The sequence below is a fragment of the Microcoleus sp. MOSTC5 genome, from assembly GCF_036701825.1.
GTDB lineage: Bacteria > Cyanobacteriota > Cyanobacteriia > Cyanobacteriales > Microcoleaceae > Microcoleus > Microcoleus asticus.
On record NZ_JAUBRK010000066.1, the window covers coordinates 1 to 23,183 of the forward strand.

General features: G+C 45.9%; 19 protein-coding genes. 8 read left to right on the plus strand and 11 right to left on the minus strand.

Annotated elements, in window-relative coordinates:
- Positions 1-112: 112 nt before the first annotated feature.
- Both QUA54_RS27760 and QUA54_RS27765 read right to left on the minus strand, forming a co-directional pair.
- Entirely contained in the window at positions 113-757 is a 645-nt protein-coding gene (locus QUA54_RS27760) for a hypothetical protein (protein WP_333417524.1), read from the minus strand.
- Between the two features lie 275 nt (positions 758-1,032).
- Entirely contained in the window at positions 1,033-1,263 is a 231-nt protein-coding gene (locus QUA54_RS27765; protein WP_172188796.1) for a DNA-directed RNA polymerase subunit omega, read from the minus strand.
- 80 nt (positions 1,264-1,343) lie between these two features.
- On the opposite strand from QUA54_RS27765, the gene QUA54_RS27770 reads away from it, so the two are divergent.
- From QUA54_RS27770 to QUA54_RS27780, 3 genes are all read left to right on the plus strand, one after another.
- Positions 1,344-2,036, plus strand: coding sequence for a GDSL-type esterase/lipase family protein (locus tag QUA54_RS27770; protein WP_333417526.1), 693 nt, complete (start codon positions 1,344-1,346; stop codon positions 2,034-2,036).
- Positions 2,037-2,192: 156 nt separating this feature from the next.
- Positions 2,193-3,764, plus strand: coding sequence for a GmrSD restriction endonuclease domain-containing protein (locus QUA54_RS27775; protein WP_333417528.1), 1,572 nt, complete (start codon positions 2,193-2,195; stop codon positions 3,762-3,764).
- A 406-nt stretch (positions 3,765-4,170) separates the two neighbouring features.
- Positions 4,171-5,424 (plus strand): S-layer homology domain-containing protein, encoded by a 1,254-nt coding sequence (locus QUA54_RS27780; protein ID WP_333417530.1) that lies wholly within the window; start codon positions 4,171-4,173, stop codon positions 5,422-5,424.
- 115 nt (positions 5,425-5,539) lie between these two features.
- Here the strand turns inward: QUA54_RS27780 and QUA54_RS27785 are convergent, their stop codons facing one another.
- The 5 genes from QUA54_RS27785 to QUA54_RS27805 form a co-directional block, all read right to left on the minus strand.
- Positions 5,540-6,049 carry a pentapeptide repeat-containing protein gene (locus tag QUA54_RS27785; protein WP_333417532.1) on the minus strand — a complete coding sequence of 170 codons (510 nt, stop codon included), beginning with the start codon at positions 6,047-6,049 and terminating at the stop codon, positions 5,540-5,542.
- Between the two features lie 99 nt (positions 6,050-6,148).
- Entirely contained in the window at positions 6,149-7,495 is a 1,347-nt protein-coding gene (locus tag QUA54_RS27790) for an LCP family protein (RefSeq protein WP_333417534.1), read from the minus strand.
- Between the two features lie 14 nt (positions 7,496-7,509).
- Positions 7,510-7,857, minus strand: a complete 348-nt coding sequence (locus tag QUA54_RS27795) for a DUF6717 family protein (protein ID WP_333417536.1) — start codon at positions 7,855-7,857, stop codon at positions 7,510-7,512.
- Between the two features lie 516 nt (positions 7,858-8,373).
- Positions 8,374-9,549, minus strand: coding sequence for an aminotransferase class V-fold PLP-dependent enzyme (locus QUA54_RS27800; RefSeq protein ID WP_333417538.1), 1,176 nt, complete (start codon positions 9,547-9,549; stop codon positions 8,374-8,376).
- A 70-nt stretch (positions 9,550-9,619) separates the two neighbouring features.
- Positions 9,620-10,225 carry a molybdenum cofactor guanylyltransferase gene (locus tag QUA54_RS27805; protein ID WP_333417540.1) on the minus strand — a complete coding sequence of 202 codons (606 nt, stop codon included), beginning with the start codon at positions 10,223-10,225 and terminating at the stop codon, positions 9,620-9,622.
- Here QUA54_RS27805 and QUA54_RS27810 point away from each other — a divergent pair.
- Complete coding sequence (locus QUA54_RS27810; protein WP_333417542.1) at positions 10,214-10,411, plus strand: hypothetical protein; 198 nt, start codon at positions 10,214-10,216, stop codon at positions 10,409-10,411. The two genes, QUA54_RS27805 and QUA54_RS27810, sit on opposite strands and share 12 nt — an antisense overlap.
- Positions 10,412-10,476: 65 nt before the next feature.
- On the opposite strand, the gene QUA54_RS27815 is transcribed toward QUA54_RS27810, so the two are convergent.
- Complete coding sequence (locus QUA54_RS27815) at positions 10,477-11,541, minus strand: anthranilate phosphoribosyltransferase family protein (RefSeq protein ID WP_333417544.1); 1,065 nt, start codon at positions 11,539-11,541, stop codon at positions 10,477-10,479.
- A 196-nt stretch (positions 11,542-11,737) separates the two neighbouring features.
- On the minus strand, positions 11,738-12,712 hold the full coding sequence (locus QUA54_RS27820; protein WP_333417546.1) for a LysR family transcriptional regulator: 975 nt from the start codon (positions 12,710-12,712) through the stop codon (positions 11,738-11,740).
- A gap of 612 nt (positions 12,713-13,324) precedes the next feature.
- Here QUA54_RS27820 and QUA54_RS27825 point away from each other — a divergent pair.
- The 3 genes from QUA54_RS27825 to QUA54_RS27835 all read left to right on the plus strand — a co-directional run bounded on the left by QUA54_RS27825 (position 13,325) and on the right by QUA54_RS27835 (position 18,306).
- Positions 13,325-16,711: a PAS domain S-box protein gene (locus QUA54_RS27825; protein ID WP_333417548.1), complete on the plus strand. Its 3,387-nt coding sequence runs from the start codon at positions 13,325-13,327 to the stop codon at positions 16,709-16,711.
- Positions 16,712-17,007: 296 nt separating this feature from the next.
- A complete protein-coding gene (locus QUA54_RS27830; RefSeq protein ID WP_333417549.1) occupies positions 17,008-17,268 on the plus strand; it encodes a hypothetical protein in 261 nt (86 codons plus the stop codon).
- A 468-nt stretch (positions 17,269-17,736) separates the two neighbouring features.
- Positions 17,737-18,306, plus strand: a complete 570-nt coding sequence (locus tag QUA54_RS27835) for a DUF3611 family protein (protein ID WP_333417551.1) — start codon at positions 17,737-17,739, stop codon at positions 18,304-18,306.
- A gap of 530 nt (positions 18,307-18,836) precedes the next feature.
- On the opposite strand, the gene QUA54_RS27840 is transcribed toward QUA54_RS27835, so the two are convergent.
- Entirely contained in the window at positions 18,837-20,135 is a 1,299-nt protein-coding gene (locus QUA54_RS27840; RefSeq protein WP_333417553.1) for a HEAT repeat domain-containing protein, read from the minus strand.
- 219 nt (positions 20,136-20,354) lie between these two features.
- On the opposite strand from QUA54_RS27840, the gene QUA54_RS27845 reads away from it, so the two are divergent.
- On the plus strand, positions 20,355-21,224 hold the full coding sequence (locus tag QUA54_RS27845) for a lipid kinase (RefSeq protein WP_333417555.1): 870 nt from the start codon (positions 20,355-20,357) through the stop codon (positions 21,222-21,224).
- Between the two features lie 171 nt (positions 21,225-21,395).
- Here QUA54_RS27845 and QUA54_RS27850 read toward each other — a convergent pair whose 3' ends face one another.
- Complete coding sequence (locus QUA54_RS27850; RefSeq protein ID WP_333417556.1) at positions 21,396-22,961, minus strand: FAD-dependent oxidoreductase; 1,566 nt, start codon at positions 22,959-22,961, stop codon at positions 21,396-21,398.
- Between the last annotated feature and the right edge of the window lie 222 nt (positions 22,962-23,183).

The following is a 23,183-nucleotide window of genomic DNA, read 5'->3' on the forward strand; positions in this document are numbered from 1 at the left end:
TTTGAGCCAAAATTCTCATGAAACTAATGATCGATCGAACCCTCGCTCGATTTATGAATGATTTGCGATCGCTATATTCCCGTAAAAAACCCGGTTTCTGTATCCATGAGTATTAAGGTGCCAGCAACTTCGCATCTCCCGGCTGCGGCTGCGGTATCTCCGGGGAATTCGATCGCCCTTGTGGTTTTTCCCCCGCCGTTGTGCGCCCACCCCCGGAACTTTCCGTAAAAACATCAACCAAAGCTTGAACCAAAGCATCCCGCTGCGCTCTATTTAACCTTTGAATAGCAGCACGATCCTGTTCCATTGGATTTGAGCGCAAAACGTCGTTTCCCGGATACACGCTTTCCACCAAATAATCGGGAGTCGCCCCCAAATAGTCAGCTAAACTCAACTTCCAATCAAATCGGTAATTGGGCGGGCGTCCTTTGACAAATACGTGATATCGAATCAACCGCCCGACTAAAGTATTGGTAGGATCGACTTTTCCAGTTTCCTTAGAAATGTAGTTATTCTCGATCGGCAAATCCGGCAATTTTTCATACACCAATTTCCACGCATCTTGCACCCTCACTTGCAATGGCGCAGATTGTTGAGCCACCTGCTGCACGGACGCAGACTCAGGACTCCGCAGCAGCGAAGGTTCCAAAGCCGACAGACTCAATTCGCCCGATTCCAATACCCAACTCAAAAGCGTGAAAATCGCCACACTCAAAGTAACGCACAGAAAACTTAAGCCCTGCTTTAATTTATTCACGGTTTTGACACTTTTAAACATAGAAAAATTTCATAATCTTACGACCAGCAAAGTCCTACTTTCTAAGTTTATGAATTAGGAAAAGAAATCTGGTTGGCAGCATCCTGATTTTATAAAAAGCGTTTTTTAGCAGTGCGAGCTTCCGGCTCAGTTGCTTATATAAAATAAACCGAGTTTTTCGCCTAGGCGCGCCAGTCTAGTTTAAAAAAGTTTTGGGTTTTGAGTTGACAAAAATTGCTGGCAACTCACCACTCAAAACCCAAAACTCCCGAAGTCTAGATATCTCCGATTATTTCCGGCTGAGTCAGTTCGTCCGACATCTCAAATATCGCCCGCATTACAGGTTTCATTTGATGGTCGTCCATATTGTCAAAATCTTCATAGCGACGGCGTTTTGCGCGGTTCGCCACCTGTACCGTAATCCGATAGCGGTTGGATGCAGCACCGATCAACTCTTCCGCCCGACGGGTTAGCTGAGTTGAATCGAAGGTTGGACGCTTAACCATGAGACTACCTACTTTATGTAATGTTACATTCTAGTCTAGTATGTCAAGATTCATAATTTATTAACTGAGTATCATTGCTTATGCAGGCAGCAACAGCCTATTCCTTTGGTCACTTGCATCGGGGAAATTCTCATCCCCTCAAATTGGTTGCTTTCGGTGACAGCTTAATCTACGGTTTCGGCGACGGTGTAGGCGGTGGCTGGGTAGAAAGACTGCGCCGACAGTGGATGTTACCGGAGAGTGCAGGACACGTTTTATACAATTTGGGCGTTCGGGGCGATCGCACCTATCAAGTCTCCCAGCGCATGGAAAACGAGTTTCGCCACCGTGGCGAACTCAGAAACCGCGTCCCGGATGCGATTATTCTTTCCGTCGGCCTCAACGATTCGGCAAGAGTGCAGTCGCCTACCGGGCGCAGCTACACTGAGTTTGAACATTTTAAAAATGTTTTGGATAATTTATTAGACACTTCCCAACAACTTTGTCCGGTGATATTTGTCGGGATGGTGCCGGTGGATGAAAGTAAAATGCCTTTTCAAGATTGTTTGTACTACAGTCATGCCGACCAATATCGGTATAAGGAAGCAACCAAATTAGCTTGTCAGTTGCGGGGAATTCCCTATTTAGATATTTTTGATAAATGGGTAAATCGGGGCAGTGATTGGTGGCGATCGCGCCTGATTGCAGACGGGCTGCATCCCAATGCAGCAGGGTATCAATCTTTATTTGAAGATGCAACGAGTTGGGAACCGCTAGCCTCTATTAGTCATTAGTCAGTAGCCATTAGTCATCAGTGCTAACTTTCGCGACATTCTGAAGGGGCGCTTAGCCTCTAGATTGAGCGAAATTCGCCTGACTTGCACCGCTCAAACGGAAGATTATCTAGCGAAAACTCAAGAAATACTAAAAAGTAACAATCGGTACTTAAAATGGTCAAATCATCCAAAAATTCCCCAGTTAGTCTAGATGCACTTATTCCCAGAGACGCATTTGAAATTAAAGATCAGCAAGAACGCAATATGGGAAGAAGTATCCTCACTATAGGTATTCGCGATCTAGAACAAAGTTCTTTTTTCTATCCGTTTTTGCGAAAACCGGATTTTCAAAGAGAAACTAATGAATGGGATGCAGCAAAAATATGCGAGTTTATTGAAAGTTTTTTAGATGGAGATTTAATCCCCGCAGTTATTCTTTGGCGAGGTAGTAGCCACTATTTTGTCGTTGATGGTTCTCATCGACTGAGTTCGTTACTTGCTTGGATTAATGATGATTATGGCGATGGTAAGATTTCTAAACAATTTTATGACGGTAACATCACTGACGAACAGAAAGAGGCGGCAAAAGAAACTCGAAAACTAATTAAAGAGAAAATAGGAGCTTACAAAGATTATCAATCATTGACTTCACAAGCAGGTCAAGTTAATCCTAAAATGCTGGAAAGAACCAGGAACTTAGGGGCCTCAGCGATTTCACTTCAATGGGTTGAAGGTGATGCTAGGAAAGCGGAGGAATCTTTTTTCAAAATCAACCAGAAAGCAGCCCCGATTAGCGAGACTGAGATGAGGTTGCTACTAGCACGTAAAACACCTAATGGTGTGGCTGCGCGTGCGATCGTGAGAAGTGGTAATGGTCATAAATATTGGTCGGAGTTCTCTGAAGAAAAACAGGATGAGATTGAAACAGTAGCGCAAGAAATACACGAACTTATATTTCAGCCCAAACTTTCAAATCCCATTAAAACCTTAGATGTACCAATTGTGGGGAATCTTTCATCTTCGGATAAGCTGGAATTGATTTTAGAATTTATAAATATTGTCAATAACATATCAACCGATAATCAGTTGGGAGAAGATTCAACAGGCGATAAAACTATTGAGCTACTAAAGCAGTGCAAAAAAGTGGCTCAAAGAATCAATAGCAAAGATCCTTCATCTCTGGGTTTACATCCATTGGTATACTTTTATACTCAACAAGGAAAGCCAAAAATTGGTTCCTTTTATGGGGTGGTTAGTTTAATTTTACATTTACAACAGACTAAATCTTGGTCTAAATTGATCGAGGTAAGAAAAGACTTTGAATGGGTAATTTGGAATTATGATATGGTTCCACAACTTGTTGCCAAGAAGAGTGACGCATTACAAGCTAGAGAGTTAGTGAGAGACTTCTACTTAGAAGTTATTAATAAGTTGTCAGGAGGTATAGATAAAAAGAATGTTATCACAGAAATAAGATCCGGCGATAAAAGATTTGCGACTCTGAAAATTCCAAAGAAAGCCGACACTGGGGAAATTCAGAGTAAAGAATTTTCGAGAGAAACCAAAGCATCTGCGTTTATCAGAGAGGCTCTACCAGGCTGGCCAGTTTGTAAAATTTGTAAAGGGTATCTGCCTTGCAGATTTAATAGTATCGATCATATTACAAGAAAAGCTGATGGGGGTTTAGGAACTTTAAAAAACGCACAATTAACTCACCCATACTGCAATACTACCTATAAAAATTGAAAAAAAACTTGTGTTCTATTTAATGTAGAGCCAAAATATTGCGATCGCCGACAGTTAAATTTTAGCGACAGGCAATTGCTTTTTTGTTAAATCAATCTCATACAATTTGGTATGCGCTCGCGATCGCATATCAAACCGCTTTGTCCGTAAATCCTATTAATTGCAGAGACAAGGTAGATAAGGGAGATAAGCAACATAAGGATTTTAAGGAATTTAAGCCTGTTAAAATCCACACTAAGAATAAAAATATTTATTTTAAAAAACCGTATCTTCCCCCCACAAAAAATAAAAACATTCAACAATGATTACATAAGTGAGGGAAAGAGCAAGTTCGGCAGGAATCAATCAGCCTATTAACAGCTTGCTTCTCCTCAATAAAAAACTTGTGTAAATTGGAGAATCAAAAATGTCTGTATTACATCGTATTAAATCCGGTACATCTGTTTTATTAACACTGGGAACAGTTGCCGCAACCGCAGCGCCGATGCTAGCTCCCGCGCCTTCTTTTGCTCAGACAGCTTTTTCGGATGTTAATAATAACTACTGGGCAAAAGATTTTATTCAAGATTTGTCAGAAAGAGGAATTATCAAAGGATTTCCCGATGGCAGTTTTCGCCCGGATGCACCAGTAACGCGGGCTGAATTCGCGGCAATGATCCGTTCTGTGAAAAAGGCAAAAACCCGGGCTGCTGTAGGGTTTGCCGATGTTCCGTCTAATTTTTGGGCAAGCGGGGCGATCGCAGAAGCTTACGAAATGGGATGGATGTCTGGCTATCCCGGCAATGTTTTCAGGCCGGCACAGCAGATTCCTCGCGTTCAAGTTGTAGTGGCTTTAAATAACGGCATGGGCTATGAGCCTACCTGCAATTTTCAAGATGTTCTCAGCTACTATAATGATGCTAGTGAGATTCAAAGTTATGCTGTCAAAAGCGTTGCTGCTGCTACTGAAAAACAGTTAGTTGTCAGCTATCCCAATCCTAAATCTCTCAAACCGAACAAATCAGCAACGCGAGCTGAAGTAGCTGCTTTTATCTATCAAACATTAGTGAGTACCAATCAAGCAAGAGCAATTAATTCTCCTTACATTGCTAAGATTGATGTTAGCGAGTCTGTTGCTGTGAAAATTCCCAGCGGGGCGACTATTCCAGTAGAGTACGCAAAAGGCAAGATTTTGCTCGGCCCCAATGACAAGTCTCCGATTACGCTGACTGTAGCTGCGGATATCACGGGCAATAATGGCCAAGTGCTCATACCGGAAGGCTCGAAAATTAGCGGCGAATTGCGATCGACTGCTTCGGGCGTTCAGTTTGTGGCTCAAGAATTAAGTATCATCAACGGCAGCAGAGTGCCTCTCAAGGCCACTTCGCAACTGATTACTAGGAAAGAAACTGTTACCAAGGGCGTTAATGTTGGTAATCTGGTTAAGAATACGGCGTTGGGTGCAGCAGCAGCGGCGGCGATCGCAGGTGTTACGGGCGATCGGGCGATCGCGACTGAAGAGGTGCTCGGCGGCGCGGGAATCGGGACTTTGATCGGGGTGTTTTTGGGGAGAGATAAAGTCGATTTGTATGCTGTTAATCCCGACACCGATTTAGATTTGCAGTTGGATTCCGAGTTGGTAGTTCGTACTACTACCACAGGCATTTGTAGCGCTCGATAAAGCCGATACTTGAAGCCCCTCGCCTTGCAGGAGAGGGGCTTTAATTTGTCTATTTTACCTGGCTACAGGTGCATCTAATCAAACAATTATTTAGAATTTTTTAACTTGTGAATTTCTACGGACATCCCAAACTTTCTCGGGTAGAAACTCTCGTTACGGGATTGACACCATCTGCTTTCTCGCACAGGATATTCACTTGATAAGCGTCGATAATCGCGTCAGTAAAATCAGCACCGGAAATTGCAGCATCATAAAACCGAGTTCGAGTCATAATTGCCTCGGAAAAATTAGCATTCGTCAAATTAGCGCCGTCGAATGTAACTCTATCTACCAAAGCACCGGAGAGGTTGGCACCTGACAAGTTGGCCTTCAGCAAAACTCCCTTAGTCAAAATCGCATTAGTTAAATCAGCACCTTGAAAATTTGTTCCCCGCATTTGGGCCGCGACAAATGTTCCCCCCGCTAAATCCGAGTTGGAAAAATCGCGATCGGACAAATTAATATTTGTGTAATTAATATTTGTTTTAGGCAGCGCAAATGCCGGAGTAGCACTCAGCAGCACCCACCCACAAGCCAACACTAAACTTAAAATCAGGCTCAGGAAAATTCGGAAAACACTTTTCATGATGATGGGAATGGGGAATTGGGCATAGTTGACTGTTAACTCCTGACTAATGACTAATGACTAATGACTAATGACTAATGACTAATGACTAATGACTAATTAAAATCGCTTTACCCAATCTTCGCCAACGCGAAGTGTCAAGTCAGAATTGATTTCACCGGTAGAAGATGCTTCAATTTTACCGCCGCCTAACTCTTTTTGCAGTAGATTCGCTGCCTCTAAATCGCCTTGCTGAACAATAATTTGACTTTGACGCTCCTTCTGGGGCGAATCCTGCACTACAGATACATTAAAAAAGCCCTTTTTTCTGAGAAATTCAGCAACGGTTTTTGCGGTTGCTGGTTTATTAGAAGCGTTTTGGACAGCTATTTTGAGGTTTTTGGGCAAAACAGACTCGGTTGGATTGCGAAATCGTCCTTGTGCAAAATCCGGCACGCTCTGGTTGAAATATTGTGTCATAATGCGATCGACCTTGAGCGCATCTAAAATCCAATAACTCCTCAAATCCCCTTGTTTTGAGCTAGAACTTCCAGGCAACATTACCATTTTAAAAGTATCTCGCTCTAATTGCAAACCGAAATTTGCCAGCGTCAATATTTCCTCATAATTGAGGTTTGTATCCACATATTTTTGCATCAATCGAACAATTTGTGGCAAGCGTACCAATACTGATGGACTTGTGAGGCGGTTCCGAATAACTTGAATTAAAGATTGCTGCCGCTGAATGCGACCAATATCTCCTAAACCGTCGTTGCGAAATCGAGCAAATTGTTCTGCTTGTTCTCCGTCGAGAGTTTGCCATCCCTGGGCTAAGTTTATTTTTAACTTTTGGGCAGTATCTGTATAGGACATCGCGCGAGGTACAAACACCTCAACTCCGCCCAACAAATCGACTAATTCCCGAAACGCACTGCTGCTGACTCGCACGTATCGTTCAATTCTCGTATTGTTCAGCATACTGCTAACCAATCGCGTCGCCAAAGCTGCTCCTCCCGTCGCATTGGCTTCGCTAATTTTGCTGAATCTAATTCCGGGAACATCGACTTTAGTATCTCGCGGAACAGATAGCAAACTAATAGATTTATCTCTAGGATTGAGGTGCAATAAGAGTATTGTATCGCTGCGACCCTCAAAAATCTTAGGGCCATTGGCTGCTGCTTCCGGCACGCGGTCAATTCCCAATATCAAGATATTAACTGGGCGCGATAAGCGGTATCCAGAGTTGGATGATGTATAGTTAAAGCCCGTAGCCTCTAGGACTCTACTGATAATTGGCGGTTCCACGGGAGCTAACAGGGCGCTAATTGCCCCGATTGCGGCGGAGATGGCGGCTGTGAAAACCAGGAAAAATAGCCCCAATATATACAGGAATAATTTAGGCTTTTTTCGAGATTCTCGATCGACTGGTTTAACAAAGTTTCTTTTAAAGATTGACAAGTTTTTCATTGACTTGCTGTTGATTATTGCATTTTTTCAGCTTTGCAGTAAAACTTGGGCGGTGCTTCTCGAAAATATTTGAGCAAAGCCGGACACAGCCAGCCTTCGAGATTTTTCGATTCCCACCGATACCAGTTACCGCCGTATTCTGCTTTCAACCACAGCATTTCTGCTTGATATCCGGGAAATGGATTGGCTGAAAATAAGAGTCGGAAACCTTGAGTGGCATTGGGAATGTCTGCGACAAGCGCGTTAATCATTTCCGGGACACCCTGAACAAATGGTTCTCGGACAAGTCCGACTCGCTCGTCGTCAAAAACCCAGGTGTAGTGTTCGCGATAGGGATAAATTACCATCATGGCATTGGACATGGTATTTTCCTCTTTTCATTTCATTTGTTTGGTCAGCGAAAAGGCAAGTCTTGATAAATTATATTCTGTTGCCCCGTAGTTGTGCACTATCCGATTTGACAACCCTGTTTTAACTTAGGAAATCTCGCGGGTTATTTACAAACTTTGTTCGGCGCGGGCGGACTTGTGAACTTTAGGCAGAGCGGGCTTTAGAGCTGTTTTTTTAGTTTTTTTTATTTTCGGTAAATGGTAGCAAAATTAAAGACGCTTAAACGTGATTCATTGCAGAATTTTTTCTTCTAATTGTGCCTAGTTTTATAACCCTTATTACCTTTGTAGTAATGACGAATATAGCGGTTTTCAAAAAACTGAGGTATGCCCTATGCCCTATGCCCTATGCCCTATGCCCATGAGTACCTCATCTTTCTGAGAAAGGCTATAGTTTTTATTCACCCAAACTATGAGGACGGACACCCTAACTACAAACCTTTAACTGTTTATAGTTGGGTGTTATGTTTGTTTTCGGGAATATCCAGCTCAAATTCTCGTCAGCTCAACCAGCGCCTTAGCTAAATATTGATACTGCGGCAAAGTATTGTATAACTGAGCCGAAATCCTCACCAACTGCTTACTAGCATCCGGCCAAGGAATCACCGGAACTTCTATTTTAAAAATCTCCCACAGCGCCTCTTGCAAAGGTGGAATTCCTCCCTTTGCAACCGCATCAGACTGGGAGTCTGCCAGTGGCACAACTGCCATCGAACCCACCATTTCATCGGGACATGGCAGTGGCAAACTTAATTTGTCAGCCAATATTTTTCTCCCCGCCAACGCCAAAGCATGATTTTTTGCCCTCAATTCCGGCCAGCCACCGCTCAACAAAGAACCCATAAAATCAATAGCTACAGGCACGCACAAATACGGGCTAGGATCGACTGTTCCCATCCAGTCAAATTCTAGTTGAAAGCGCGATTTATCAGCGCGGGGCGAGTTAGCACCGTGACTGATCGTAGTTGGGCGAATAGCATCTTGCTTGTCGCGCCGCACGTATAAAAATCCCGCACCTTTCGGGGCGCAGAGCCATTTGTGGCAATTTCCCGTATAGTAAGCCGCGCCAATTTCATCTAAATTCAGTGCTACCATTCCCGGCGCGTGAGCTCCGTCTACTAATACATCCACGCCACGGTTAGCCAACTCGCCAACTAACTGTTTGATGGGAAATATTAAACCTGTTTGGCTCACAACGTGGTCTAATAAGGCTAACTTTGTTTGCGGTGAAACGCGCTTAATTATTGCTTCAATAATTTGTTCTGGTGACTCAATGGGAAAGGGGACTTCTGCTACTATTACTTTAGCGCCTGTACGTTCGGCTACAAAATTAAGTGTGTTGCGGCAAGCGTTGTATTCCTGATTTGTAGTTAGCAATTCGTCGCCCGGAGAAAAAGAGAGCGATCGCAACACTGCATTTACTCCCGTCGTCGCATTCGGGACAAATGCCAAGTCATCCTCACTCGCACCGATAAATGCGGCTAACTGATTTCTCGCATTATCCAACAAAGGCTCAAATTCCCGCATTAAAAAGCGCAAAGGTTCTCTTTCCAGTTGTTCCCGAAAAGCGGTTTGCGCTTCCAGTACGGGAATCGGACAGGCTCCAAAAGAGCCGTGATTGAGGAAAGTTATATGGCGATCGAGCAACCAATATTCGTTAATCATTAGTAATTAGTCAGTAGTCAGTAGTCAGCAGTCAGTAGTCATTAGTCAGTTAACTGTTAACTGTCAACTGTCAACCGTTACTCATTTTACCTTTTAATTGCTCAAACTCTTCTAATGTATTGCAATTCGATAACATTACTGCTTCTCGTTCTCCGACAGGTAGAGGGATTGCGGGGATTTGATTTAGCCACACTTGAAAGGAACGTCCACCTCGGTCAATAAAACTTTGCAAACTGGGCAGAGATTGTTGGCGGTAGAAGCCGCACAAAGGTTCCCAGCGCGAATTTTGATAAGGCACAACTGCTAAAGTTGATGGGGGAAACTCGGTTAACTGACTCGCCCACTTCTGAATAATCTGGGCATCCAACAAAGGCAAATCGCAAGCTAACAGTAAAATCCACTCGGCGGCAATTTCTGTCAATCCCTGAGTCAATGCAACCAAGGGCCCGGAGCCCGGATTGTACTCTACCAGAAATTGGGATGTTTCGGTTAAGGTCGATCGATAGCGATCGGGCCAAGCAGTCAGAACATAAACTGCTGGCGTTATAACTGCGGCAACTTCCAACGCCCGCTGCAATAGGGATTTGCCCTCAATTTCCAGTAGAGCTTTATCCCTACCCATCCGCGAACTTTGACCGCCGGCAAGCACAATTACAGCAATTTGATGATTAGTCATTGGGAAGAAGGAAGAAGGAAGAGGGAAGAGGGAAGAAGGAAGAAGGAAGAGGGAAGAGGGAAGAAGGAAGAGGGAAGAAGGAAGAGGGAAGAAGGAAGAGGGAAGAGGGAAGAAGGAAGAAGGAAGAGGGAAGAGGGAAGAGGGAAGAAGGAAGAGGGAAGAAGGAAGAAAAATTTCTCTCGGTAGGGTGCTGTGTACAAAGCCTGCTCAATGTAGCGTACCCACTGCACACACAACCCGATCAATCATTTTCAACTCAAAACACTAACGGCTTTGCTAACTTCCTCAAGTTTTTGCACGACTTGACCGCCGATCAATAAATTTTCTGCCTCAATTAAACCCGAACTCATATCTAAACAAACTCCGCTGCGCCACAGATAAAAGCCGCCGTTCCAGATAGCGGACTGCATCAATTCCGATTGTTTACCCAGCAACACTTCCTGCATTTGTTTTAATAACTCAGAGGCTGATTCCAAGGCAGGATTTGTGCTGCTAAAACCGTAATCTCCGTGAGCTAACAGCACTCGCTCGAACTCCGCATCCGGCTTAGCAATGCCAATAATCGCAGTGCGATCGCGCGGCAAATCGCAGCTTCCCTCCAATCCCTTGACTGTGGTATAATTTTTGATTCCCCGGAACTCAAAGGCTTTTTGAAACATACCTTCTGTCGGCGGGTGGACGTAGCCGGAGATGACGTTAACGTCGCCAACATAGGGACACCACATCAACTCCATTGTCGAAAAAGGCGGCCGTTTGCCGATTTCGCGGCGGTAGGGAACTAAAGCGGCGGCTTGAGGAAAATGCTTGGGAAGGTAAACAAAACCTAAACCCGTACTGTCAAAAACTTGCTGAACTTTTTCTAAACGGAGTTTGCTCCAGTCAACTCCCAAACCGCGCCAAATTTCAATCAAGGGAATGCCTTCCTTGGTTGGCATGGTATCGCCCCCGTGCATGATGGTTGGGACGCCAGATGCTGCTAAAATTAGAGCTGTTAAAGGGCTAATTGGAGCTGTGCGCGATCGCCCGTCGTAAGCAACGCCAAACACGGCGACGGTAGAGACGGAAAACCCTTTTTCTCGGTTTGGGGGGGCAAGCACAGGCCCCAATTCTTCATAACCATCGAGCATTCCGGCTAATTCTTCGCCGGTGGGCCGTTTAATGCGGTGGGCAATCATAAAAGCTCCGATTTGAGTCGGTGTTGCTTCTCCCAGCAGCATCATCCGCGTGGCTGCTGCTGCTTCGGAGCGAGTTAAGTTTTCTCCTGTGTGTACTCCGCTGCCAATTTTTCGCAGCAATTCTCTAAATGCGTCACTCATAACTTTTGAAGTTGGTAATTGGTAGTTGGTAATTGGTAGTATTTAAACCGTTTTAAATTTAATTTTCAGAACTATCTATTCAAAATTATCGAATTATACCATTTCCCAAAAATAAGGCAATTGTTGGAAATATCCAAACCCTTATTTCATCAGTCATTCCCAATCTAAAATCTAAAATCTAAAATCTAAAATGGTATTAACTGCCTGATTTTTCTAGCTTGATGACATCAAAAGGCGGCACAAATTCCCGTACCAGATTCCAGAAATGGGCGATCGGCGGAATTTGCATTCGATCGTGTGTTGTCACCAACACCACTTCGCGAGTCCAAGGCGGATCGGCTACCGATTGACCGATCGCCGAAACCTTGGAATTTGAGCGCTCATGGGCGATCGACCGAACTGCTAAAGTGCGATCGGTTTTCGCCTCCACCAAAGCTGAATGCGGCAGCAAAGCAATCAATTCTCCCTGTCGCACCACACCGCGAAAAGCATCAAGAGTGTTGAGTTCCAAAACAGCATGAAGTTTAGCACCGATGCGTCCAAATTGTTCTTGCACCATCCGCTGCATTCCGTACCCATCCTTAAACACCACTTGCGGGTAACAAATCAATTCCGGCCAAGGTACTCGATCGTACTGGGCCAGGGGATGACCCGCCGCCATCAACACCTCGATCGGCTCATTGTAGAGCACCTCAACCAACATTTCCGGGGCTTGAGTAAAATAGCGGTTGTTCATCACCACCGCTATGTCCACCAAACCGTCTTTGAGGACTTTCAGAGCTCGATCGCTCCCCAGGGAAGTCACCCGCAACTGCACCTCTGGATAGTCGCGGCAAAACTTTTGCAGCACAGGCGGCAAATAAGCAGCGCAAACCGAGTGAATCGCAGCCACGCACAGTTCTGGCTGCTTTCCCGCCAGTAACTCTCCCAATTCTTCTGCTGCATTTCGCCAAGTCTGACAGATTTTGCGAGCGTGAGGCAGCAGGCGTTCCCCTCCCACAGTCAGCTTCGCGTGGGCCGTGCGGTGAAACAGCGACAAACCCACTTCTGCTTCGAGTCCCTGCACTTGACGGCTAATAGTCGATTGGGTAACGCCGCACTTCCGGGCAGCTTGCTGAAAGCTACCGGTTTCAGCAACTGAAAGAAATGCTTGAAGCTGCTCTAAGCGCATGGATGTTTAATTCGAGATGGTTTCAGAAATTTTACGGGAAGATAATCTGTGACATTAACCGATTTAGTAGAAGAATTTAGTAGACTTTGATACAGGTACAGATTAGTTTTGATTCCGGGGCGAGACGCGGGGATGCTTGGCTCTACGAATCAATTTCCTCGGGTAAGATTTATAAGTCCTCAAGTAGAGGTCGATTCTTCAATATAGAAGGGATTTCTGAATCTGCAAAATCATCAAAAAATGGATATAATAAAGATAAATTCATCGAATTTTGAAGGCTTGTAGCTCAAAGTTTAGAAGGAAATCCCCAGTCATAATCGCTTCATAAAATGCGCTAAATTGCTTGGTTTATCCCTATGCTTTGGACTTTAAAACTTGCCTTAAATTTCTTACCTCCTCGGGCATTATAATACCTGACTGTCCCTAAATCTCTCAATAAATGTACGAATATAGCAGGTCGGTTAAAACCTGCGGTGAACTTTCATCCCCGGACTAAAGCCACTCTTGTTTTCTGTTTTTTTTTGTATAAACTAGGAATTAGCGGGTCAGCAACACAAGTGCAAGTAGGATCGATCGCACAGGAAAGCCGAAATACTGCAATTTCTTAAGATTATGTCATTTAACCACAATTTTATTCCGCAAGGTGGATGTTGCCAGTGGCAACCCCAGTTGATGGGACTGCACGCGGTCAGCGATTTATTAATTGCCTTGGCTTATTATTCAATTCCAGCAATTCTGACATACTTTGCCCGGAAGCAGCGGGACGTGCCTTTGAGCAAGGGGTTTCTCCTATTGGGAGCCTGGTTTTTCTGCGGCGGGACAACTCACTTGATGCAAGTTTGGATGCTGGTGCATCCCAGCTACTGGCTGTCAAGTTCGATCGCCGCCGTTACCGCTATCATCTCTCTGTGGGCTGTAGCGTCCCTGATACCCTCGCTTTCTCAAGTGTTGGCTTTGGCTGGGGCGGCTTCTTTAGCAGGAAATACGGCGCTGGGAACTGAAAAGGTCGAAGGACGGCAAGCCGACTCTGCCATTAAAAATTCCCTCGCATTCCCCACAACCGAACTCCAGCAAATTAACGAGCAATTGCTCGCAGAAATAACGCAGCGCGAGCGAGTCGAGGAACTCCTGCTTGACACTGTAGACAAGCTGCAAGAAAGCCAAGAACGCTTCCGCGTTTTTCAGGAATTATCTCTAGACGGATTTAACGTGTTTCGCAGCATTCGCGACGAATCGACAATTGTGGATTTTGAATGGGAATACGTCAATCCCGCAGCCGCAAAAATTCAGCAGAGTACCCCTGAAGAATTAATCGGCAAGCGATTGCTAGAAGTGCGGCCCGGTCATAAAGATAGCGGTTTGTTCGATCGTTTCGTGCAAGTTGTAGAAACAGGAATTACCCTGGATACCGAGATTTATTACAACAGCGAAGGAATTGTCGGCTGGTTTCGGATGATGACTGTTAAATTGGGCGACGGCATTGCTATTTCTTTTAGCGATATTACTGGGCGCAAACAAGTAGAAGCCTCCCTGCGCAGCGCGCTGCAAAAACTCACTTCTCATTTTGAAAATACTCCTCTAGCGGTGATTGAGTGGGATGAAAACTTTCGGATCAGCGGGTGGTCGCCGGCAGCCCAGAAGATTTTTGGGTGGGAAAAAACTGAAGTTTTAGGCAAGCATTTTAGCGAATGGAACTTTATTTCTAAAGGCGATTTTGAAGAGGTAGAATCGGCAATTTATAGTTTAAAAAAACTAGGGACTCGCTGCAATGTAGTTCGCAACAGCAATTATAATAAGTGGGGCTCGTTCGTGCACTGCGAGTGGTACAATTCGGCTTTTTACAGCGATTCGGGACAGTTGGTATCGGTGCTGTCTCTGGTTTTGGACGTGACGGAACGCTTTAAATTTCTGGAAGTGCTGCGACAGTCTGAAGAGCGGTTTCGGATTGCGGCAGAAAGTGCCAGCGACTTGATTTACGAATGGGATATCGAGACCGGCATCGTGCTGTGGTTCGGTCACGTAGACAAACATTTGGAGTACGAAAAAGGCGGATTTCCGAGGACAAGAGCAGCTTGGAACAGTATCTTGCACCCGATCGACCGCGATCGAGTTTTGGCCGCGGTCGATCGGTATTTGAGTGCGCCAGACAGTTCTGCCGCCCCATTTTTTCAGGAATACCGCGTTCAGTCCCAGCGGGGCGGCGTGCTCCACTGGATCGATCGGGGCAAAGCAGTGCTTGACAAACAAGGCAATCCCTACAAATGGATCGGCGTGATTAGCGACATCAGCGATCGCAAAGAGGCCGAAGAACAGCGGAATCTAGCTTTGGCGCGGGAAAAGGCCGCCCGCCGCGAAGCCGAAGCCAGCGAACTGCTTTACCGCGTCCTCGCTGAAGCCATCCCGCAAATAGTTTGGACTGCCAGACCCGACGGCTGGGTGGACTACTTCAACCAGCGCTGGTTTGAATATACTGGCTTGACGCTGGAGGAAACTCAAGGCTGGGGGTGGCAGCTAACCCTGCATCCAGATGACGTGGAAGATTCTGTAGAACGCTGGAATACCTCCGTACAGACGGGGATGACTTACGAGGTGGAATACCGCTTTAAACGGGCATCTGACGGGGCTTACCGCTGGCATCTGGGCAGGGCATTGCCCGTGCGGGACGCTGAGGGGAAAATTCTTAAATGGTTCGGGACTTGTACGGATATTGACGATCGCCAGCGATCGGCCCAAACAGCCTATTTTCGCGCTAGAGCTTTGGCTTTGCTGTCGTCGGCTTCTCTGGATTACGAGGAGGCGCTGCAAGGTTTGGCAGATTTAACAGTACCGGCGCTGGGGGATTGGTGCTGCGTGCATTTGGTCGAGGCCGACGGCTCGATCCGCTTGCACGCAGTTGCTCACTCAGATCCGAGCAAAGTCGCTATGCTGTGGCAAATCGACCGGCGCTTGCCGCTAGACCCCCAGGGACGGCACGGAGTAGCAAAGGTGCTGCGGACTGGGGAGTCGAAGCTCTACGCAGAAATACCGGAATGGGTGATCGAGGCGATTGTGCCGGACAGGGAACTGCTGTCCGTGCTGCGATCCCAGGCGCTGTCGGCAATCTGCGTGCCGCTGATCGCTCGCGGGCGGACGCTGGGAGCGATTTCGCTGCTGTGCGGGGAGTCCGGCCGCCGCTGCGGGGAGGGGGATTTGCTGTTGCTGGAGGATTTGGCGCGGGATGCGGCGGTGGCGATCGACAATGCGCGGCTTTACCGGGAAGCAGCGGAGGCCAACCGGATTAAAGACCAGTTTTTGGGAACGCTTTCTCACGAGTTGCGGACGCCTCTGAACGCGATTTTGGGCTGGGCCCAAATGCTGCGGCAGCGCCAGATGAGTGCCGAAAAAACGGCTGTAGGTTTGGAGACTATTGAGCGAAACGCGCGGTTGCAGACTCAGATGATTGAGGATTTGCTGGACGTTTCCCGGATTGTGAGCGGCAAAGTGTGTTTGAAGCTGTTCCCGGTGGATTTGGTGCGGATTGTAGAAACGGCCGTGAAGGCGCTGAGCCCTGATGCTGAAGCTCGGGGAATTGAATTGGCGAGTTTTTGCGGCGAAGGGGTGGGCTTGGTGAGGGGCGATGCTACTCGTTTGCAGCAGGTGGTGTCTAATTTGCTCTCGAATGCGATTAAGTTTACGCCGCCATCCGGTCGCGTGGAAATAAGGCTCTCGCAGGATGGGGAACCGGGAGCAGCGGGTGGCGCTATGTTGTCTGGGCCGTCTCCGGTTCACTCTGTTTCGATCGTTGTCAGCGATACGGGAATTGGCATTAGCAAGGAGTTTTTGCCGTTTGTGTTCGATCGCTTCCGCCAAGCTGACAGCACTTCTACGCGCAATTACGGCGGGCTGGGACTGGGATTGGCGATCGTCCGCCATCTCGTGGAACTCCACGGCGGCAGTGTCTGGGCCGAAAGTCCTGGGGAAGGACTCGGCTCGACTTTCGGAGTGCGGCTGCCAATTTAGCAGAGCTAAAGTTTGGATTTTTAATAAGTTATTGAGTGCAAAATTCAATATTTAAGTTCTGCGTAAGGTGCTTATGGCGCACCCTAAATTTACAGCGATTTCCGCTGTTATGCAGTACAATTAATAACAATAAAATATCAGTGGGTAGTCACAGCTAATCAAAGCATATTCGCTCGATAATAGCTGCTCTTAGTCAGGATGATGAAATTGTTCATGCTTTCACGACTTTTGCAGTGACTTTAGCATTATTTTTTTTAGCATACAGTTCAATGCTGACTATTTTTCACCACCATTAAATGCTGTATTTGCTAACAATAACCAGTTTGGGGATTGCGATTGGTGCTTTGTGGGAAGTTGCCGAATGGACGGCTGGTATTGTTCTCTCAACCGAAGTGATTGAGAGCCTGAATGATACGATTATTAATTTGATTGTGGATAGTTTTGGAGCTGCAATAGCTGCCCTAACTAGCTTGTGGACGTGGCAAGAATGGATGCACCCCAGTGCGGCAGTTGGGAATCAAGCATCGATCGCCAATAGTCCGAGCGATCGCACTTAACTGAAAGCATTATCATAAGTTTTTCCTCAATCATCTTCCATCAGGTGGATATTTTTTTATGGCATTAGACAGATGACAAGGTTGGGCGAGTTAGATTAAATTAAGATAGAAGGCAGATCTTGAAATAATGTAGAAAAGGGCAAATAGACCTTTTACCTAAATCAAATTGTAAGATTTTCAATTCCCATTGTTGCAATTGTTGCAAGAAGTTGATGGTTCAGAACCGGGAGGATTTTAGGAAAATCAAATCAACCACAACGGCAGTGAGTGTGTTGAGTTAAACCTTTTATTTACCGGAGATTGCTCAAATCAGTTCCCAAACATCAGGCATCCTGCCTGTGCTGAACTGAGTTTTCTGGATAAGTCTCATAGCTAACCATAAGGCGATCGCTTGCGATAGGAAGACAAGCAGAACCTCTTTCTTACCTCGTTTATTTTGACGATCAATTCAGCAATAAGGTGTATATAATGAATCAACCAGAATCCTTGTCCCAACCGCTGACCCAAAGCGAATTCGTCGCAACTTTTCGCTTGTTCAGTCGATTTAGCTTCTGGATACAGTTATTCTTGGGTGCTGTTTCCGGCATTGTTTTATTATTTGCGATGTTGGGTCGCAACATGAGCGAACAAACCAATAATAATGCAGGTATTGGTTTCGGGGTATTTTTAGCGATAGTTGGTCTTTTATTGCTGTGCTTTAGAATTTATTGGGATTTTCGCTACAGGCTTTTAGGCAGACTTTTGCACGCGGAAAATTCCGAGGTATATCCCAGCAAAGAACATATTACTCACACCTTACGGATAGGATTAATTTCTAGTTTGGTGGGTGTATTAATCGCGTTTGTCGCTTCTGAAGAAACAGTTGCTGTAGTCCTAGCGAAAACTCTCAGTCAACCGCAAGCGATGGCAGCTTATGCGCCAGAAAATGTCATTCGTTCCCTAGATATTTTTGTGACTATGGCAAACGTCAATCTGATTGGCGCTCACTTTTTTGGAGCTGTTACTTCTCTTGGGTTGCTCAATTGGGTAGAAGAGTAATTGGCAGCATGAGCGATCGCTAAATGCCAACACAGCTCCTATGTCGTTAGGACTTACAAGGGCTGGCACATTTAACTAAGATTTGTAGTTTTGCACAATCTTGGCGAAAGAGAGCGAAGACTGTGCAGCTACAAGCTAAAAAAACTGGCTATTTGGATGAACATCTAATCTGGAATTGGTAGCGATCGCTCCTGCTAATGGTAATCGGCCCGCTCCACCGTTTTTAAATTTTAAAAATGTAATTATATTAATTATATTGAAAGATATTTCATCTATCTTGAAAGAGATAGATTTTGAATCATATCAACTCCGGTAGCATCGGAATTAATATTACCCAGAGTCAGGACACGGCAGTGCCGTGTCCCTACCCCAATTAATTGTAGGGACACGGCACTGCCGTGTCCTCAGTATCATTCCGATGCAACCGGAAACGATATCATGCCAAACAAAACTTAGGCTCATATTCTGAAAGTTCAGCTATATCCGTGGCATTCAGCTTCCTAAATCACCCTCCGCAAATCCTCTCGCTCTTAATTCTCCGGCCATTCTTGCAGGGCGATCGCAATTCCCTGTTTTAATCTTGGTTCAAGGCTCTCTTGGTTAACTAAAATTTCTAATTGCTGTCTGGCCTCAATAGCATTTAGCTGTTTGAGCGCAGCCGTGCAGTGCAGCCTGGTGCTGTTATCGGCATCTGCTAACAGTTGAATCAGCACATCTAGCGCTCTAATATCTCCTAATTGCCCTAGCCCTAAAGCTAAAGATTGTTTGATTGCCGCGGACTGCACGCCGGGATGATTGCTTTCGAGTAAATCGAGCATAATTTCAACAGCTTTGGCTTTTAATTCCGGCTTTTCCACTCGCCCTAAAACAGTGAGAATCTCTTGACAAATAGGAGAGTTTGTGTTAGTTAATTCGGCAATTAAGGTTTGCTGCAAATATTCTAAAGCAACTGCGGTTTCGCTCCAGCTTAGGGCGCGCACAGTTTCGATTTGCAATTCAACCGGAGTTGTGGGCGATCGCAGCAATTCAAATAAAGCAGCCGCAGCAGCATCGGTTTTCACTCGCCCGATCGCGATCGCCGCCAGCTTGCAAACTTCTAATCGGATGTCCGAAAGCAAAGGTTTGAGCAAGTTAACTAAATCTAATTCTGCATCTAAATAGGCGCGCGCGCCGAGAGCACGCACGGCTTCTTTTCTGACTGCTGTCGCCGGATCTTTGAGTGCTGCTACCAGTACCGGCGGGATGCGGGAGTCGCGAAAGCTGCTCAGGGCCTCGATTGCGGCGGCCCGCACCGCAACTTGAGAGTCTCCGACTACGCTCAACAGCGGTGCGATGGTTTCGGTGCGCCGAATTTGGGCTAGTGCTGCTGTTGCAAACTGTCGCGAGTCTTCTTGGAGTAGGAGAGTTGCGAGGGATTCTATGGCTGTCGGGCCGAAATTCCCTAGGGTTTCGGCGGCGATTTGGCTCAATTCTTCGTCGGAATTTTTGACCAATTCTACTAAAGCTTGAATCACTTCCGGGCGATCGAAGTTTCCGAGGATGCGGGCGGCAAACCACCGGGGCTCTGTGTCTGCGTCTGCGTCTTCGAGCACGGCAATTAAAGGTGCGATCGCGCCATTTCCCAGATTGGGCAATACTTTAGCAATTTCCCAACGGTCTTGAAAATCGCCCCATTCTAAGGCTTGTATTGCTAAACTGACAGCTCGATCTAAAATGTGTTGTTCCTGCGGCTTGCTGCCTTTGGCTGTCACTTGCTGCAAGCATTCGACTAACCCAGGCCAGTTTTGGCGATCGGCAGCGACTTGCCCTTGTTCTAAAAAATTAGACATAATTTTAGTTTTACTTCGATCGAGAAGCGAGATTGTTTGCTGCTAGCCTAGAGCCGGAGGTACTTTTTAGGAATCTTTGGCTACAATTATCCCTTTTTTGACATTTTTGTCAATCCATCATAATCGGTAAAATGAAACTAAAGCATTAATTTCATAAAGTTAAGCTATCAAGCTATACTTTTTGTAATTAAAAATCCTCAACCAATTAAAAATCAACAAATGAAGAGAGCTCTACTTTTAGTAAACCAGCACTCCCGAAAAGGGCAAAAGTTATCATCTCAAGCCACTGTAGAATTGCAAGCACTGGGTTTTGAGTTAATTGTAGAATCTACCGACCACGCCAGCGAAATTCCCGACACAATTCGGCGCTACGAAAATAAAGTCGAATTAGTAATAATCGGCGGTGGCGACGGCACTCTCAACGCTGCAATAGAAGGTTTGATAGACACCAAGTTACCCTTGGGTATTTTGCCGATGGGAACTGCTAACGACCTAGCTCGCACTCTGGGCATTCCTACAGATTTATCCGCAGCTTGTCAAGTAATTGCCAGCCAGAAAGTTCGGTTAATAGACTTGGGTTGGGTGAACGGCAAGCATTTTTTAAATGTGGCGAGTTTGGGATTGAGCGTGCAAATTAGCCAGCGGTTGACTAAAGACGTGAAGCAGCGCTGGGGAGTTTTCGCGTATGCTTTTACTGCTTTGCAGACAATTTTGTCAGCGCGACCGTTCAGAGCAGAAATTAAGGTAAACGACCAATTTTTTAATGTTAAAACTATTCAAATTGCCATTGGCAACGGTCGCTATTACGGCGGCGGCATGACAGTTGCCGAAGATGCCACAATCGACGACAAGCGACTGGATTTGTACAGTTTGGAAATAAAAAACTGGTGGGAAATCATTGCTTTGCTGCCAGCTATGAGGCAAGGAAATCATACCAGTTGGCCTAACGTTCGCGCTTTGCACGCTCAAGAATTTGAGGTTAATACTAGCAAACGCCGTCCGATTAATACCGACGGTGAAATCACCACTCACACGCCTGCAACATTCCGAGTGATTCCCCAAGCTTTAGCAGTTATAGCTCCTTCATAACTCATAACTAATATATCAGTTAACTGGTTCCCCGGCTGGAGCCGGGGAACCCATATCTAGAGGCTCTGCCTCGGTGCCGAAAATGGAGGCAGAGCCTCCGGATCTGCGTTACCAGGCTCCAGCCTGGTAACGAGTAATTTTCTTGTGCAACAGGCCGGAGAGCCTGTTCACTTAATAATCGCCTCCAGCGCCGTATTGCCACGCTTCAACTAATCGGTGAAAATAGTATTGCTGCTCCGGCGCTAAATTCTTCACCTGCGGTTCTACGGCTTTCCCCAAAGGCTGCAATCCCGTATAAAGTCCTAAATTTATATAATGAACCATCCAATCGAGCAAATTAGCTATTCCTACCTGCGGGATAATTTTCATCACTAATCCGGGATGGCTAGTTGCTGTTTTAAACAGAGTTTTTGACAAAGCCGGAAACAGTACGATATCCTGAAGAAACGGTTTGAGTACCGGTTCTCCCAACTCTTCCATTACCTGAAATACGGCAGCCAAAAGTTGATTGATTTGATTGGGGTCTATTCTTTGATTCATCGCAGCACTCATCGAACGCTGAAACAACCAGGTAACTGATAGATTCGGCTGGTAGGGTTGCAAAAGTGCGAGGGAATTGTTGCTGAGACTGTCGCTTGTCAAAGCTTCGTCAATTCCTAGAGTCAAGCGTTTGATGTGGCGCACCATAGCCCCGAAACCGCCGAAGCTGAGGGGAGATTGGCTACCGCTGCTGTCTCCGACTGGGAGTATGCGATCCCAAGGCGTTTTTAGAGGACTTTGGCGATAGCAGGGGAAGAATCCGTAGAGTGCTCTTTGGAATTTTAACTGTTCGAGTTCGACGTTTTGATATTGAGGAAGCAAGCGCAAATACTCTTCAAATAAGGTTTCTAAACTGAATCTTTCTGTGTCTGCGTCTATGTAGGTAAATAAGTAGGTGGTACGGCCGTCTCTGGCTGGAAATGCTTCCCAAAAATATTGGCACTGATTTTGCATTGGGGTGAAGGATGCAAATATGTCGCCGGTGTCGTTTTTGGGATATCCTTGAGCGCAACTGCCGACTACTAAACATACGGCGTCGGGTTTTTTGCCTTGTCTTGCTTGGCGGACAATGGGGGAGAAATGTCCCATTGCGTCTAATAATAATCGGCTTTTAAATAAGTTTTTAGCAGGTTGTGAAGCGGTATTTTCTGATTCAATAAGAACCCCATTTGGGTGAATTGTGGCTGTTTTAAATGGTGTATTTTCATATAAATTGCCTCCAGCTTCTAGGAATCGCTGCTTGAGGGTTTCTAGGAGGTAAACTGGGTCTATTCCGATGTTCAGTACGTCGCGCACCCAAATGTCGGGGGTGTTGGCAAAGCTGATGCGGGCTGGGTTGTATTCGGTGGCGATCGCCTTTTCTATCTCTTCAACAGATAGCAGATTTAGTTCTAAGAATGCGTCTAATTCTTTGCGAGAAATGTTCCATTCTTGCTCGCGGCCTCGCAGGATGCCACGTTCGAGTAGGGCTACTCGCCAACCCCGCACGGCTAAGGCTGTACCGATTAATATTCCTAGGGTTCCGCCGCCGATAACTATGTCGAAGTCGAGGGTTTCCAGGGGTTGTTGGCTGTGTTTGACTGCTTGGGGTGCTGGTGCGGTGTTTTGTTTGAGGTTTTCCCAGAGTCGATCGACTTTTCTCAGGCCTCCGAGGGCGTCTGCTGGCAGTTGGGAGAGGATTTGTTCGGTGATGGACATCGGGTTTTAGTATTAAACAGTGGCTGATTTTTTATAATTTAGCTTAGATCAAGGTTTCCGACAGTTTCAGGGCTTAAGCATGAGGTGGTGAGAAACCCGGTTTCTAACAATTTTGGGCTTAGTAACGAGAAATATACGAATCAACCGGGTTTCTGATGTCGCGAGTGCGATCGGGAACGGAGTTTTTTTATCATCACACAGAGAAACCCGGTTTCTCAAAAA

Coding starts and splice junctions, on each gene's coding strand:
- QUA54_RS27765 (WP_172188796.1), bottom strand. CDS start 1,263: ATGGTTAAGCGTCCAACCTTCGATTCAACTCAGCTAACCCGTCGGGCG.
- QUA54_RS27770 (WP_333417526.1), top strand. CDS start 1,344: ATGCAGGCAGCAACAGCCTATTCCTTTGGTCACTTGCATCGGGGAAAT.
- QUA54_RS27775 (WP_333417528.1), top strand. CDS start 2,193: ATGGTCAAATCATCCAAAAATTCCCCAGTTAGTCTAGATGCACTTATT.
- QUA54_RS27780 (WP_333417530.1), top strand. CDS start 4,171: ATGTCTGTATTACATCGTATTAAATCCGGTACATCTGTTTTATTAACA.
- QUA54_RS27785 (WP_333417532.1), bottom strand. CDS start 6,049: ATGAAAAGTGTTTTCCGAATTTTCCTGAGCCTGATTTTAAGTTTAGTG.
- QUA54_RS27790 (WP_333417534.1), bottom strand. CDS start 7,495: ATGAAAAACTTGTCAATCTTTAAAAGAAACTTTGTTAAACCAGTCGAT.
- QUA54_RS27795 (WP_333417536.1), bottom strand. CDS start 7,857: ATGTCCAATGCCATGATGGTAATTTATCCCTATCGCGAACACTACACC.
- QUA54_RS27800 (WP_333417538.1), bottom strand. CDS start 9,549: ATGATTAACGAATATTGGTTGCTCGATCGCCATATAACTTTCCTCAAT.
- QUA54_RS27810 (WP_333417542.1), top strand. CDS start 10,214: ATGATTAGTCATTGGGAAGAAGGAAGAAGGAAGAGGGAAGAGGGAAGA.
- QUA54_RS27805 (WP_333417540.1), bottom strand. CDS start 10,225: ATGACTAATCATCAAATTGCTGTAATTGTGCTTGCCGGCGGTCAAAGT.
- QUA54_RS27815 (WP_333417544.1), bottom strand. CDS start 11,541: ATGAGTGACGCATTTAGAGAATTGCTGCGAAAAATTGGCAGCGGAGTA.
- QUA54_RS27820 (WP_333417546.1), bottom strand. CDS start 12,712: ATGCGCTTAGAGCAGCTTCAAGCATTTCTTTCAGTTGCTGAAACCGGT.
- QUA54_RS27825 (WP_333417548.1), top strand. CDS start 13,325: ATGTCATTTAACCACAATTTTATTCCGCAAGGTGGATGTTGCCAGTGG.
- QUA54_RS27830 (WP_333417549.1), top strand. CDS start 17,008: ATGCTGTATTTGCTAACAATAACCAGTTTGGGGATTGCGATTGGTGCT.
- QUA54_RS27835 (WP_333417551.1), top strand. CDS start 17,737: ATGAATCAACCAGAATCCTTGTCCCAACCGCTGACCCAAAGCGAATTC.
- QUA54_RS27840 (WP_333417553.1), bottom strand. CDS start 20,135: ATGTCTAATTTTTTAGAACAAGGGCAAGTCGCTGCCGATCGCCAAAAC.
- QUA54_RS27845 (WP_333417555.1), top strand. CDS start 20,355: ATGAAGAGAGCTCTACTTTTAGTAAACCAGCACTCCCGAAAAGGGCAA.
- QUA54_RS27850 (WP_333417556.1), bottom strand. CDS start 22,961: ATGTCCATCACCGAACAAATCCTCTCCCAACTGCCAGCAGACGCCCTC.